Origin of the sequence: Rhizobium terrae (assembly GCF_003425685.1) — a bacterium.
Lineage (GTDB): Bacteria > Pseudomonadota > Alphaproteobacteria > Rhizobiales > Rhizobiaceae > Neorhizobium > Neorhizobium terrae.
The window spans coordinates 154,420-168,242 of the sequence record NZ_QJKM01000003.1 but is presented as its reverse complement, the minus strand read 5'-3'; the positions used below and the strand labels follow the sequence as shown (position 1 = coordinate 168,242).

12 protein-coding genes are annotated in these 13,823 nt (G+C 62.0%); 6 read left to right on the top strand and 6 right to left on the bottom strand.

The annotated features are described in order from the left end of the window. The first annotated feature begins 2 nt into the window (after positions 1-2). Both DMO26_RS06405 and DMO26_RS06400 read left to right on the top strand, forming a co-directional pair. Complete coding sequence (locus tag DMO26_RS06405) at positions 3-1,637, top strand: NTP transferase domain-containing protein (RefSeq protein ID WP_117191204.1); 1,635 nt, start codon at positions 3-5, stop codon at positions 1,635-1,637. Positions 1,638-1,644: 7 nt separating this feature from the next. Next, positions 1,645-1,971 carry a TfoX/Sxy family protein gene (locus DMO26_RS06400; protein ID WP_117191203.1) on the top strand — a complete coding sequence of 109 codons (327 nt, stop codon included), beginning with the start codon at positions 1,645-1,647 and terminating at the stop codon, positions 1,969-1,971. Between the two features lie 184 nt (positions 1,972-2,155). Here DMO26_RS06400 and DMO26_RS06395 read toward each other — a convergent pair whose 3' ends face one another. The 5 genes from DMO26_RS06395 to DMO26_RS06375 all read right to left on the bottom strand — a co-directional run bounded on the left by DMO26_RS06395 (position 2,156) and on the right by DMO26_RS06375 (position 7,045). Next, entirely contained in the window at positions 2,156-2,572 is a 417-nt protein-coding gene (locus tag DMO26_RS06395; RefSeq protein WP_117191202.1) for an NUDIX domain-containing protein, read from the bottom strand. A 16-nt stretch (positions 2,573-2,588) separates the two neighbouring features. Next, a complete protein-coding gene (locus DMO26_RS06390; protein ID WP_117191201.1) occupies positions 2,589-4,133 on the bottom strand; it encodes a DEAD/DEAH box helicase in 1,545 nt (514 codons plus the stop codon). Positions 4,134-4,342: 209 nt separating this feature from the next. Further along, positions 4,343-5,644 carry a M23 family metallopeptidase gene (locus DMO26_RS06385; RefSeq protein ID WP_117191200.1) on the bottom strand — a complete coding sequence of 434 codons (1,302 nt, stop codon included), beginning with the start codon at positions 5,642-5,644 and terminating at the stop codon, positions 4,343-4,345. A 93-nt stretch (positions 5,645-5,737) separates the two neighbouring features. After that, the gene (locus DMO26_RS06380; RefSeq protein ID WP_117191199.1) at positions 5,738-6,565 is read right to left on the bottom strand and encodes a ferritin-like domain-containing protein; all 828 of its coding nucleotides are present in this window, start codon (positions 6,563-6,565) and stop codon (positions 5,738-5,740) included. Between the two features lie 12 nt (positions 6,566-6,577). Beyond that, complete coding sequence (locus tag DMO26_RS06375) at positions 6,578-7,045, bottom strand: peroxiredoxin (RefSeq protein WP_117191198.1); 468 nt, start codon at positions 7,043-7,045, stop codon at positions 6,578-6,580. A 127-nt stretch (positions 7,046-7,172) separates the two neighbouring features. On the opposite strand from DMO26_RS06375, the gene DMO26_RS06370 reads away from it, so the two are divergent. Then, positions 7,173-10,568 (top strand): YhdP family protein, encoded by a 3,396-nt coding sequence (locus DMO26_RS06370; RefSeq protein ID WP_117191197.1) that lies wholly within the window; start codon positions 7,173-7,175, stop codon positions 10,566-10,568. Between the two features lie 108 nt (positions 10,569-10,676). Then, the gene (locus tag DMO26_RS06365; RefSeq protein ID WP_162894748.1) at positions 10,677-11,042 is read left to right on the top strand and encodes a SecDF P1 head subdomain-containing protein; all 366 of its coding nucleotides are present in this window, start codon (positions 10,677-10,679) and stop codon (positions 11,040-11,042) included. 64 nt (positions 11,043-11,106) lie between these two features. On the opposite strand, the gene tyrS is transcribed toward DMO26_RS06365, so the two are convergent. Next, positions 11,107-12,357, bottom strand: a complete 1,251-nt coding sequence (tyrS, locus tag DMO26_RS06360) for a tyrosine--tRNA ligase (RefSeq protein ID WP_117191195.1) — start codon at positions 12,355-12,357, stop codon at positions 11,107-11,109. On the opposite strand from tyrS, the gene DMO26_RS33580 reads away from it, so the two are divergent. Together DMO26_RS33580 and DMO26_RS06355 are read left to right on the top strand one after the other, a co-directional pair. Continuing rightward, on the top strand, positions 12,344-12,592 hold the full coding sequence (locus tag DMO26_RS33580; protein ID WP_162894747.1) for a hypothetical protein: 249 nt from the start codon (positions 12,344-12,346) through the stop codon (positions 12,590-12,592). The two genes, tyrS and DMO26_RS33580, sit on opposite strands and share 14 nt — an antisense overlap. Before the next feature lie 7 nt (positions 12,593-12,599). Next, positions 12,600-13,787 carry a GGDEF domain-containing protein gene (locus tag DMO26_RS06355; RefSeq protein WP_117191194.1) on the top strand — a complete coding sequence of 396 codons (1,188 nt, stop codon included), beginning with the start codon at positions 12,600-12,602 and terminating at the stop codon, positions 13,785-13,787. Positions 13,788-13,823: the final 36 nt, after the last annotated feature.

The following is a 13,823-nucleotide window of genomic DNA, read 5'->3' as shown; positions in this document are numbered from 1 at the left end:
ACATGAAATACGGGACGTTTGAACTCGCCGAAGCGGAAGGCACAGTGCTGGCCCACAGCATCCGGCTGCCGGGCGGGCGCCTGTCGAAAGGCGAAATATTGTCGCAAGCCGATATCGCCCGGCTCGCTGAGGAGGGTATCGGCTCCGTCGTTGCGGTGCGGCTCGATCCAGGTGATCTCCTGGAGGACGTGGCGGCTCAGGCGATCGCCGCTGCGATCAGTCCGGACAATCTGCGCTTTTCCGAAGCAACCACCGGTCGCGTCAACGTCTATGCCAAGGTGGATGGGCTTTTCATCGCCGACAGGGCGGTGGTCGATGCCCTGAACCGCATTGATCCGGCGATCACGCTCGCCTGTCTAGCCGACCACGTGGCCGTACGGGCAGGCGACATGGTGGCGACCGTCAAGATCATTCCGCTCGCCGTCGGCGGCGGGAAGGTCGCGCAGGCGGTCGCGCTGCTGACGGAATCGGTCGCTTTCGAGGTGAAGGCCTTCAGTCCCCGGGCGGTGACGCTGGTTGCGACGGAGCTTCCGTCGCTCAAGGCATCGGTCATGGACCGTACCGCAAGACTGCTCGAGCAACGACTGGCGCCATCCGGTAGCCGGCTCATAAAAGAGATCCGCATTCCACATTCGTCCGACCGGCTGACTGAGGTTCTTCAAGCGCTTGAACCTCATAAAATTAATGAGCCGGCTATGATTATCGTGTTCGGAGCCTCGGCGGTTGCCGATCCCGACGATGTCATTCCCGCCGCTATCCGCCGTGCAGGCGGCGAGGTGGAGCAGGTCGGCATGCCGGTCGATCCCGGCAATCTCCTGGTTCTCGGGCGAATCGGCGACGTGCCCGTGCTCGGGGCGCCGGGCTGCGCCCGCTCTCCCAAGGAGAATGGTTTCGATTGGGTGCTGAACCGCTTGATGGCCGGGGAGACACTGACCTCGTTCGACATCACCGGCATGGGTGTCGGAGGACTGCTGATGGAGATTCCGACCCGGCCGCGGCCGCGCGACAATCCGCCCGAAAAGCCGTCGGCACTTTCCATCGGCGCATTGATGCTGGCCGCCGGCCAGGCAAGGCGAATGGGCAAGGACGGCCCGCACAAATTGCTTGCCGAATTCGGCGGTGTGCCGCTCGCCCGGCGGTCGGCCGAGATCCTGCTTGCGTCGCAGGCTGCGCCTGTCGTGGCGATCACCGGCCATCGGCGCGAGGAGATCGAGGCGGTGCTTTCGGGCCTCGCCCTGCGGACACGATTCAACCCGGATTACGCGCTCGGCATGGCAAGCTCCCTGGTTGCCGGTTTCTCCGCGCCGGAGCTCGCGGAGAAGGATGGCATCCTGGTCATGCTCGCCGACATGCCGGGCGTGACCACGGAACATGTCGACATGCTGGTTTCCGCCTTCCGTGCTGCGGGTGGCGGCGTCGTGGTGCGTTCGGTCTCGGATGGAAAACGCGGCAACCCGATCATTCTCCCGCGGATTGCCTATGACGCAGTCCTGCGGCTGGAAGGCGATGTCGGTGCCCGCGCCATCATCGAGACCGCCGGGCTTGCGGTGATCGATGTCGATATCGGTCCGGCGGCCCATCTCGATGTGGATACGCCGGAAGCGGTGACGGCGGCGGGCGGCATTTTGAAGGGGTAGTAGACAGATGGACAATGCCGGCATCGAAGAAATGTTCGAAGGACTTGGCCCCGTTTCGATACGCCGCATGTTCGGCGGCAAGGGGATCTATCATCAGGGCCTGATCGTCGCGATCGATCTGCGCGACGAGATCATGCTGAAGGCGGACGATCTCAGCGGTCCCGAATTTGCCGCGGCCGGCGCGCGCCAATGGGCTTACGAGAACAAGAAGGGCAAGCCGGTTCTCATGCCCTACTGGTCGATCCCGGAGGAAGCTTTCGACGATCCCGATGAGATGCGCAAATGGGTAAGGCTCGCTTATGATGCTGCAATTCGCGCCAACGCGAAGGCTTGACGGATGCAGATGCGTCACAGTGTAAGATTTAGCGGGTTGCCCCAAATGCTAAGGGAAGCTTAGTATCAACTCGTACTGGGGACGTGGGTTGCCGACTTTTCGGTAGAGGTTGCGTCCAGGATTAGAACCAAATGATTTCATCAAGATAGCCGTTCCGGACAACCGGGACGGCTTTCTCTTTCTATCATTTCAGAAGATGTGCGAAGGCTTTTGTCGCGAAGGCTGATAGCGGCTGCGGCAGGTCGCCAAGGTCGAACCAGCCGATTTCCGATAATTTGTCGGGTTCGAGGAGGCTTGGCTCGCCGGAAAAATCGCGCGTGACATAGATCAGCGAAACCCAGTGTTGCCGGTCGGCCTCGACGATTTCCTCGACCGTGCAGAGATAGTCGACTTGGCCGATGCGGAGGCCGCTTTCCTCTTCCGCTTCGCGACGCGCGGCTTCGGAAGAGGGTTCCATCAGATCGACCTTGCCGCCGACAATGCTCCAGCAGCCCGCTTCCGGCGCCTTCAGCCGACGGCAGAGCAGGACCCTGCCGTCATCGCGCATGATGACGAGCCCCGCGCCGACACCCGGAAAATCGATGCCAGGTTTTGCAGACATCAGAAAACTCTGGCTGTCAGCCCTTGGCGTTTGCCACGATCAGCATGAAGGCGGGGATATCGTCGCCGAAACCGACGGGGGTCGGGCCATCGTCGTGATCGCGATGGTAGCGGGCGCGCCGTTCGCGATTGTCGTCGTTCGCAGGGTTCGGGCTCGGCCGCGAATTGCGGTTGCCGCCGTTGTTCTGCGGCTTCCTGTCTGCCTTGCGCTCCGATTTCACGTTTTCTACCCTTGCTTCCACGATTGTCTCTTCTGAGGCTTCGATCTGATTATCCTGGTTTTTCGTGTCAGCGTTGTGACTCGAATCGCCGCGCCGCGAATCGCCCCGGGACGAATCGCCACGTCTGCCGCGGCCGCGGTCCTTATCACGGTCGCGCCCCTTTCGGCCACCGCGATCGCTATCGTGGCTTTCCATCGGTGCGGGGAGCGCGGAAAGATCGCCGTTCAGCCATTCGATCTTTTCGTTGATGAGCTTTTCGATGGCGTCGAGATATTTCGTGTCGGAACGGGTGACGAGCGTGAAAGCCCGGCCCGAACGTCCCGCTCGACCGGTGCGGCCGATACGATGGACATAGTCTTCCGCATGGATCGGCACGTCGAAATTGAAGACGTGACCGACGTCGGGCAGATCGAGGCCGCGCGCGGCGACGTCGGACGCGACCAGAAGCTGGATATTGCCGTCCCGGAAATTCTGCAGCATCGTCGTGCGGGAGCGCTGGTCCATGTCGCCGTGAAGCGCACCGACCGAAAAGCCGTGGCGCTCCAGCGAACGGAACAGGTCGGCCACATCCACCTTGCGATTGCAGAAGATGATCGCGTTCTTGAGATCGTCCTGTGCCTTGATCAGGTCGCGCAGGACCGCGCGTTTTTCGTAATCCTTGGCATGCGAGGCGACGAGGCGCTGCGTCACGGTCTTGGCGGTCGTCGACGGCTTGGCGACTTCGACCCGTTCCGGATTCTGCAGGAAGCGGTCGGCGAGCTTCTGGATCTCCGGCGGCATGGTGGCGGAGAAGAACAGCGTCTGCCGGGTGAACGGGATCATCTTGGCGATCCGTTCGATATCCGGGATGAAGCCCATGTCGAGCATGCGGTCGGCCTCGTCGATGACCAGGATTTCGACGCCGGTCATCAAAAGCTTGCCGCGTTCGCAATGGTCAAGGAGCCGGCCGGGGGTGCAGATTAGCACGTCGGCGCCGCGTTCCAGCTTGCGGTCCTGTTCTTCGAAAGAGACGCCGCCGATCAGAAGCGCGACGTTGAGCTTGTGGTTCTTGCCGTATTTGTCGAAGTTCTCGGCGACCTGCGCCGCCAGTTCGCGGGTCGGCTCGAGGATCAACGTACGCGGCATGCGGGCCCGGGCGCGGCCCTTTTCCAGAAGCGTCAGCATCGGCAGAACGAAAGATGCCGTCTTGCCCGTTCCGGTCTGCGCGATGCCGCAGATATCGCGGCGCTGCAGCGCATGCGGGATTGCCCCGGCCTGGATCGGTGTTGGGGTCGTATAACCCGCGTCGGTGACGGCGGAGAGGACTTTCTGGCTCAGGCCAAGATCAGCGAATGTGGTCAAAGGGAATTCTGTTTCCGTTCCGGTTCTGTGCGAACACTGTGAGAGTCGGCCTCGGACGGCCGGCAACTGGCCCGCGACATAGGACCAAAATGCCCGAAAGTCAAGGAATACAGGCAATTCCGCTGGCGGATTGGTGAATGAAGATGCTAAATCGGCAAGCCGGCTATCGTTCCCGCGGCAAAGCCGTTGCCTTTCTGCGCAGGAGCCGTTCAGTTGAGATAGGTCGTGAGCTTCATTCCGGCATTCAGGAAATGAACGGGATCGATCGGATTGCCGTCGCGTCGCACCTCGTAATGCACATGCGGGCCGGTCGAGCGGCCGGTGGAACCGGCACGGCCGATCACATCGGCGGCTGAAACGGCGTCACCTTCCTTGACGAGGATTTTCGACATGTGCCCGTAACGGGTGGTGATGCCCTGGCCGTGATCGATCTCCACCATGTTGCCGTAACCGCTGGTCGGACCGGCGGAAATCACCTTGCCGGCGCCCGTGCTCCGGACTTCGTCGCCGGTCGATGCCTGAAAATCGATGCCGGCGTGCAGGGCGAGCCGGCCGAGGAAGGGATCGATCCGGTTGCCGTAGCGGCTTGTGACGGGGTGGCCGGGTGCAGGGTTGCCGAAGGGGAGGTCCCGCGCGGTCTCGCGAACGCTTTCGAGCCGGCTCAGCGCGGCGTCGAGTTCGTCCAGCGAGGCGTCGAAGCCGTTGACATTGAGCTGAGGTGCCATATAGGGGCCGCCTACGCCGTCGGCGGCCGGACCGGCCGGCTTGTCGGCCTCCGCGACATCGACGCCGGTCCGGCGGATGATCGCAGCCATGGCATCCGCCGTCTCGGAGGCATCTGTGGTCAGGCTGGCGATCTTGCCGAGCTGTTCCTTCTCGATGTTCTTGAGGGACAAGGTGACTTTCGAAAAGACCCGGTCGGCCCGATCGGCGATATTTTCACGCAAGGGTGCATAACCAAGTGCGCGGCTGCTTTCGAGAGGGGCTGCGAAGGTTTCTCCGGAAAGAAGCTTCTCGATCGCGTTCAAGCCGCTGCCGCCAGTGAGCGACGCCTGGCGTTCCTTGGTGTTCGGCTGGGACGCCGGAGCCTCGGGACTGGTCAGCCCCGACTCTTCCGCGCGGTTCAGGAGCGAGCCGAGCTTGCCATGCCGGGAGAAGAGGGCGTTCTGCTGTTCGAGCAGTTTTTCGACCTTCTGCTCGACCACCTGCTGATCCAGCAACTGCCTGGAAGTGATGCGGTCCAACTGCGCCCGCAGGGCGGAAATGCGATCCTCGTAATCGTGCTGCATACGCGCCTGACGGGCCATGGTGGCGCCGATCAGGTCGTCGCGGATGACGAGATAGGAGGTCGCCGCCAGATAGCCGATGGCGAAAACCCCGAAGAAGCAGAAAGTCAGCGCCGCCATCCATGGGCGGACGGTCATGTGGCGGATCTTTTCGCCGCTGGCGAGAATGAGAACGTGCTGAGACGTCCGCCTCCCAAACACCCGGTTTTCGGTTCCCTTCGCCACGAGATTCTCCCGGAGGTGCGACTCGTTTCGCCGCCATTCCCTTTTTCGGGATTACACATGGATATGGTTAACGATTGCTTTATTTCCGGCTGTTCAGCCGTTGCTGGTCGACGTCAGCGATCGATAGAAGGAAGGGGTAAGACCGGCCTCCGCGCGGGCGACATCATTGAAAGGCGCCTTCAGCGATCCGCGGAAATTGGCGCGGACCAGCTGCTGGAAGGTGGCGGCCGGATCCTTGCGCTCGCGGGCGCAGAGAAAGCGGAACCATTTCGCGCCGATCGCCACATGGCCTTTCTCGTCGTTGTAGATGACGTCGAGGACGGCCGCGCTTTCGAGATCGCCCGTTTCCCGCATCTTGGCCTGTAGCGAGGGCGTGACGTCGAGACCGCGCGCCTCGAGGATGAGCGGCACGACCGCAAGCCGCGCCGTCAGGTCGTTGCGGGTCGAATGCGCCGCCTGCCACAACCCGTCATGAGCCGGCATGTCGCCATAGTCGGCCCTCATGTCGTTCAGGCGGGCGCGCACCATGCGAAAGTGCTTGGCTTCCTCGAAGGCGACCTGCATCCAGCCGTCGAAAAACGAGTTCGGCACCGGTTCCGTCGCGAAGCGGGCGACGATGTCGAGCGCCAGGTCGACCGCATTGAGTTCGATATGGGCGATCGAGTGGAGGAGGGCGATTCGGCCCTGCTGCGTATGCAGCGACCGCTTCGCCACCGCCTTCGGAGGTACGAGTTCGGGTTTGGCCGGCCGGCCGGGACGGTCCGGCAGCGGCGGATCGAGGGGAGAACGCAGCGAAAGCCGGCGCTCGAACCACCGTGTGGCGGTCTCCTGCGCCAGACGTGTCTTGGTGTCGAGATCGGCCGACAGGATGGCCCCGGTCGCACCGCCTCTCAGTGACGTGATCGCAAATTCGTCCGCCATCGCATTCCCCGCCTAAAGCGCCCTGACGTTTTCCAGCACCTCCTCGACATGGCCCGCGACCTTCACCTTCGGCCAGATCCTGGCGATCTTTCCATCTGCGCCGATCAGGAAGGTGGTGCGTTCCACGCCCATATAGGTGCGGCCGTACATCATCTTTTCCTTCCAGACGCCGTAGAGATTGGCAAGGGCGGTATCCTCGTCCGATCCGAGGATGATCGAAAGCGCGTGTTTCCTGGCGAACCTGTCGTGTTTCTTGACGCTGTCCGGGGAAACGCCGATCACCGGGACGCCCGCCTTCTGGAATTCCGGCAGAAGCGCGGTGAACGAGACGGCCTCCTTGGTGCAGGCCTCGGTGTCGTCCTTGGGATAGAAATAAAGCACGACCGGCCTGCCGGAAAATGCGCTCAAAGACACCGTGCCGCCGCCGTCGCGCGGAATTTCGAAGTCCGGTGCGATGTCGCCAATAGTCAGAGCAGACATGGATTTCCTTTCTTTTGCCGGCATCCTGGGTGATAATCGAAGCAATCGGTATATATTGGCCGTGACGACGTCCAGATCAGTCGTGGCCGGATCGGTCGCGGCTGCGGAAAGATGAGTTCTCAACCTGATGGCGGAAATTCGCGGAGAAAGGGTCAGTTTCAACAGGAAGGAAATCGTTCCGCTGCATGAACTTCCCTCCGCTCAGGTGGAGGATCCGGTCATCGTCCATTGCCCGCCGCCGCGTTCGCGGATGAGAAGGCTGGGCAAGACCGTCGTGCTGTTTCTGATGCTGGTGATTCTCGCCGCCGGCAGCGCGGTTTTCGCCATAGAAACCGGCATTGTGGACGGTACGTTGTCGGCCCGGGCGCAGAGCGCCCTCAACGACGCCATCGGCCCGCGTTATAAGGCTTCGCTCGGCTCGACGGCGATACGTTTCGATTCGGGGTTTCGCCTGGCGCTGGAGGCGCGCGACGTCGACGTGATCGAACAGGCAACCGGCGAGCATTTAAGTCGCACCGGTGCCATGCGGATGGCGGTCGATCCGTTGGCGCTTCTGAGCGGCCGTATCTCGATCAAGCATATGGAGGCGGAAGATATCCGCCTCTACACCGCGCAACTGCCCTCCGGCGATCCGATGCCGCTCTCGGAAGTGCGCGTCGATGCCATGCCGGCCGTTCTGGAACAAGCCTTCCAGCGTCTCGATGAGGCGAAAGGCCTGATCGAACGGACTGGCACCGGTTCTGTCAGCATTTCCGGCATCGAGGTCCTGCTGCCGGCGGCGCCGGGCCGCAAACCCATCAGCCTTGTCGTCGATGATCTGGAACTCGCCCGCAGCGCCGAGGGGGAGGTCGAGATCAACGGCGAGATCCGCCTCAACGACCGCAAAGCCACGTTGGTGGTGGCCTCCAAGGCCGTGGACGGGGTTACCACATCTCTCTCCGCGACGTTGACGGGGCTTGAAATGACGCCGTTCCTGCTGCAGCGGACAGATGGCGGCCAGCCTCGCGAGGGCATCGAGGGTACGCTCGACCTGGAATTGGCGGCGGTGCGCTCCCGCGAGACGACCAAGCCCTCCATCACCGCCAAACTGCGTCAATCTCCCGGTCGCTTCTATTTCGACGGGCTCGAGCAGACTTTCACCGGCGCCGATATCAACATCGCGTATGATTTCGCCAAGAACTCGGTCGAGCTGCTGAAATCCGAAGCCCGTTTCGGGCCGACCATCCTTCCGTTTACCGGTGCGGTGATCGACCTGAACCGGCTCAATCCCGATGACAAGCGGATCGGCTTCGGCCTCGATCTCCTGATCAGCGGCGGCACCGCGGTGGGAGCCACGGCAAGCGAGCAACCGGCCCGCTTCGATCTGAAGGCAAACGGCCGTTACCTTGCCGCCGACCGGGAGCTGCAGTTCGACGAAATGGGCGTTTCGAGCCCGCTTGGCCGGATGGCGGGTGCGCTGAAGGTCCGTTTCGGCGACCAGTCGCCGGAGATCAGTTTCGGCGCGCAGCTGCCGCACATGCAGGTGACGGGCGTCAAGCAGCTCTGGCCCTTCTGGATGGCGCGCAAGCCGCGCGAATGGGTCATGGACAACATGTTCGGCGGCACCGTAACCAACGGTTCGATTGCCGTCTTCATTCCGGCCGGCCGGATGAAGGGGCCTGGCATTCCGATGGAGCTTAACCGCAACGAGCTGCAGATCAGCTTCGATATGGCGGACGTGCGCATCAATCTGCCCGGCGACGTTCCGCCGCTGCGCGATATCGACGGCCGGTTCGATCTGAAGGGCGAGGCAATGCAGGTCGATGTCGCGCGCGCCGCGTCTTTTTTCCCTTCGGGCCGTTTCGTCGCCGTGGAGGGAGGCCGCTTCTCCATCCCTTCGACCTACGCCAAGCCGCTGATGGCCGACCTGGCGCTGAATCTGGCCGGCCCCGCCGATGCGGTGACGGAACTGTCGAATTTCCGCCCCATCAACGCACTCAAGGGGACCGGTTTCAAGCCCGAGGATTTTTCCGGACATGCTCGCATCGATCTCAAGGCGCGCATGGGCCTCATCAACGCGCACAATCCGCCGAAGCCCACCTGGAACGCCCATATCGATCTCGACAAGGTAAACCTCGCACCGCAGTTCTCCGGCCACAGGATCGGGGCCTTGGACGGGACGCTCGACATCGACACGAAGGCCGCGCGTCTTGTCGCCAAGGGTACGATCGACGACGTGCCGGCCGATCTCATGGTCGTCGAACCGGTCGATAACGCGTCTCCCGTGAAGCGGGAACGGATCATTAGGACCGTGCTCAACAACGACCAGCGGGAGAAGCTGGCGCCTGGCCTTTCCGACATGATCGACGGCACGGTAACCGCGCAGCTGACGCGGATCGACGAGACCCGCCAGGCCGTCTCCCTGGATCTCGGCCGCGCGACGCTTTCCGTGCCGTGGGTCGGCTGGACCAAGGGCGGCGGCATTCCCGCCAAGGCGCAGTTCGAACTTTCCGGGGAGGGGGAGCATACCGAGATCCGCAATTTCGAACTTTCCGGCGACGGTTTCGGGGCCAAGGGCGCCCTGGCGCTCAACGGAGGTTCGCTGAATTCGGCGGATTTCTCGCATATGCAGCTTTCGCCTTCCGACAATTATGCGGTTTCGGTCAAGCGCGCCAAGGGAAACTTCGACGTGTCGATAACCGGTTCCGTCGTAGACCTTCGCCCGGTGATCACCAAGCTTCGCGCGGGTGGAAAAGGCGGCGGCAAACCCGGCGGCGACGACAACGGCAACGCGACGGTGCGCGCCAGGATCGACCGCATGATAGGCTTCAACGATCAGGCGCTCTCCAACGTGTCCTTGCTCTTTTCGAGCCGCGGAGGCGATATCGCGACGGCTGATTTTTCCGGGGTGACGGAGAGTGGGCAGGCGGTTGTCAGTCAGATGACAGGCGGCGACACGATTTCGATCACCAGCGGCGATGCCGGCGCGTTCATCCGCTTCATGAACCTCTACGGTAACATGCGCGGCGGTCTCCTGAACCTGCGCCTGAAGGAACAGGGCGACGCCTGGGCCGGTTCAGTCGATCTGCGCAGCTTCTCCCTCGTCAACGAACAGAAGCTCGAATCGCTGGTTTCCACCGCCGATCAGGAAGGACGCAGCCTGAACACCGCCACCAGGCGCAACATCGACGTGACTTCCGCAAAATTCCAGCGCGGATTTGCAAGCCTTCTCTACCGCAACGGGGCGCTCGCGATCGAAAACGGCGTCGTTCGCGGCGAACAGATCGGCGCGACGTTCCAGGGCCTGGTGCGCGATGCGAAGGGCAACATGGACATGACGGGAACGTTCATGCCGGCCTATGGGCTGAACCGCCTGTTCGGCGAACTGCCGCTGATCGGCGAGATCCTCGGCAACGGCCGTGACCGCGGCCTCGTCGGCATCACGTTCAAGCTCGAGGGGCAGTTCGACAAGCCGAAACTGACCGTCAATCCCCTGTCCCTGATCGCTCCAGGCATCTTCCGGCAGATTTTCGAGTTCCAGTAACCGTGGCCCGCCGAACCCGCCGGTTTGCGAAACCGGAGGGTAAAATCTCGTTCGTTGCCAATCATCGGCGGCGCGCTATCTTGCCGAGGTCGTAGCGGAGAACGGGTGATGAAGAGAGTACCTTTTGCATTGGCATTGTTCATTGCATCGGCCGGCCTAGCCGGAGCTGAGACCCTTGATGTTCTTGATGCCAAAGTCAAAAACGACCCGGACAACGGCTCCTATGGCGTAATGATCTACCTGTCCGCACCTTCAGGCGAGATCATCGAGCGTCTGACAACCGGAAATGTCGGCCGCAATATGTCGATCGAACTCAACGGCAAGGCGGTCTGGTTGCCGGTGATCACGGCACCGATTACCAATCGATACTTCCTTCTTTCCAACATGAACAAAGATCTGGCCGAACGCCTCGCGTCGGATATCGGAAAAGCCGGCTCCATCGGTGTTACCGTGATGATGCCGCCAGGCGGTTGATCCATGACTGTGGAATGCAAAAGGGCCGCAACGCGGCCCTCCTGCCGTCAAGTGCCGATATCCGTCAAGCCGGACGCACCAGGATGTGTTTCTTCTTGCCGAGCGACAGCTTGATGACGCCGTCGCCGGTGATCTCGCCGCTGCCGACCATCTTGCGCTCGTCGCTGACCGCCTCGTCGTTGATGCGCACCGCACCGCCCTGCACATGGCGGCGTGCTTCGCCGTTCGAAGCCGCAAGGCCGGCGCGCACGATCAGCGACAGCAGGCCGAGGCCGGATTCGAGTTCGGCGGAGGGCACATCGATCGACGGAAGGTTCTCGGCAACCCTGCCTTCCTCGAAGGTGGTCCGGGCCGTCGCGGCGGCTGCTTCCGCAGCTGCCCGGCCATGGACGATCGCCGTCGTTTCGGTGGCGAGAACCTTCTTCGCCTCGTTGATTTCCGAACCGCCGAGCGCGCCGAGCCTGGCGATCTCGTCGAGCGGCAGGCGCGTGAAGATCTTCAGGAACCGGGTGACGTCGTCATCCTCCGTGTTGCGCCAATATTGCCAGAAATCGTAGGGGCTGAAGAGATCGCCGTTGAGCCACACGGCGCCCGACGCCGACTTGCCCATCTTCTCGCCCGAGGATTTCGTCAGGAGCGGGGTCGTGACGGCGTAGAGCTGCGGGCCGCCCATGCGGTGCGACAGGTCGACGCCGTTGATGATATTACCCCACTGGTCCGACCCTCCCATCTGCAGCACGGTACCGTAGCGCCGGTTGAGCTCGGTGAAATCGTAACCCTGCATGATCATGTAGTTGAATTCGAGGAAGGACAGCGACTGCTCGCGGTCGAGCCTCAGCTTGACGCTGTCGAAGGAGAGCATGCGGTTGACCGAGAAATGGCGGCCGACGTCGCGCAGGAATTCCACATACTTCAGCTCCAGCAGCCAGTCGGCATTGTTGACCATGATGGCCGGATTGGATCCGTCGTAGCGAAGGATGTTCGAGTAGACCTTCTTGATGCTCTCGATATTGGTGGCGATCTTCTCAGGCGTCAGAAGCTGGCGCTGGTCGTCGCGGAAGGACGGATCGCCGACCATCGACGTGCCGCCGCCCATCAGACTGATCGCCTGGTGGCCGGTCTCCTGCAGCCAGTAGAGCATCGTGACGGTGATGAGATTGCCGATATGGATCGAGGTCGCCGTCGCATCGTAACCGACATATCCGCTGATGCGGCTCGTGGCGGCGAGCTTGTCCAGACCCTCCGGATCGGAGATCTGGTGAATGAAGCCGCGTTCGTCGAGGATGCGGAGGAAATCGGACTTGAACCTGGACATGACCTATCTCTGGCAGGATGTGTTTTGCTGTAATGCCGCGCGTCTACCACTGTTTTGGACGGTAATCACTTCAAAAGTGATGCTCGGTTGGATCAGCGCCGCGAATGCCTCCTGCCGGGATCTTCTGCATCAATTGTGGACCAATATCCCAGGCATTAACGTTTTCTTGTTTCATGTACCCCTAACATCCGGCCGGGACACGCTAAAAGGGTGGCGTACAGGCCGCCTGCGTTGATGGGTTGATGAACGGGGCAGCTTTTTTCCTGGCGGTGAATTTCGTCATCGCCGCGTCATTCGCGGCGATGTTTGCCGTAGTTTCGACCCGCAGCCGCTCCCGAACCGCAGCCCTCTGGTTTGCTGCAGGATTTGCCGTAGCGTCGCTCTCGGCAATCTGCGAGCTTCTGGTCGCCTACACGGACTTCGCGAAATTCTGGGCGATCGGCGCCTTCGCCTCCGTCCTCGGCGGCTTGATCCTGCTGCGGGTCGGCATTGGGGACCTGTATGGCGTGAAGGCCAATCTTCCCTGGGCCGGCAGTTTCCTCGTGGCCGCGACTTTACTCGACATATTGATATACGATCTGCCGCGCGGCACCCTCATGCATTCCTTTTCTTACCAGACGCCGTTCGCATTGGTGGTCTTGACGAGCGCGGCAGCCGTTTTTTCCTCCGGCCGCCGCCTGCCGATCGATCGGGCTCTCGGCGGTCTGCTCGCCGTGACGGGGCTGCATTTTTTCGTCAAGGCCGGATTTGCGGTTCTGGCCGGCGCCGGGACGACTGCCAAGGACTACATACACACGAACTACGCGCTGATCTCGCAAAGCTCGACGGCGGTGCTCATCGTCGCCGTCGGTCTGACGCTTCTGTCGGTTCTGGTCCTGGAAATCATGGCCGACGAACGCAGCAATTCAGAAAAGGACGCGCTCTCGGGCCTCGCCAATCGCCGGGGCTTCGAAAATGGCGTGAAGACGGCGCTGGCGCTGGCGCCGAAGACCGCGCATGCGGTCGTGATCTGCGATCTCGACCATTTCAAGAACGTCAACGACACTTACGGCCATCATGGCGGCGACCTGGTGATCCGGGCCTTCGGGGAACTGCTGCAGGCGAGTGCTCCGAAGAATGCGGTCGTCGGCCGGGTGGGCGGCGAGGAATTCGTAATCTTCCTGCCAAACACGACGATCGACATGGCCGTGCTGTTCGCCCAGGCTCTCCGGGGCGGGACGATGAGGATCGCCATCGGCGCATTACCCGATTCCTTTGCAATCACCGCGAGCTTCGGCGTGGCGGAACTCGGAAGCGATGGAAACTTCGCGGACGCCATGCGTGATGCGGATATGGCGCTCTACGAGGCCAAGCGTTCGGGGCGCAACCGGGTAAAGCAGGCTCGACCGCCGGGCTTCGCAGGTGTGACGGCAATCAGATCCGTGAAATGAAAACGGCCGCTTCTGCGGCCGTCTGTATTCTCGGAA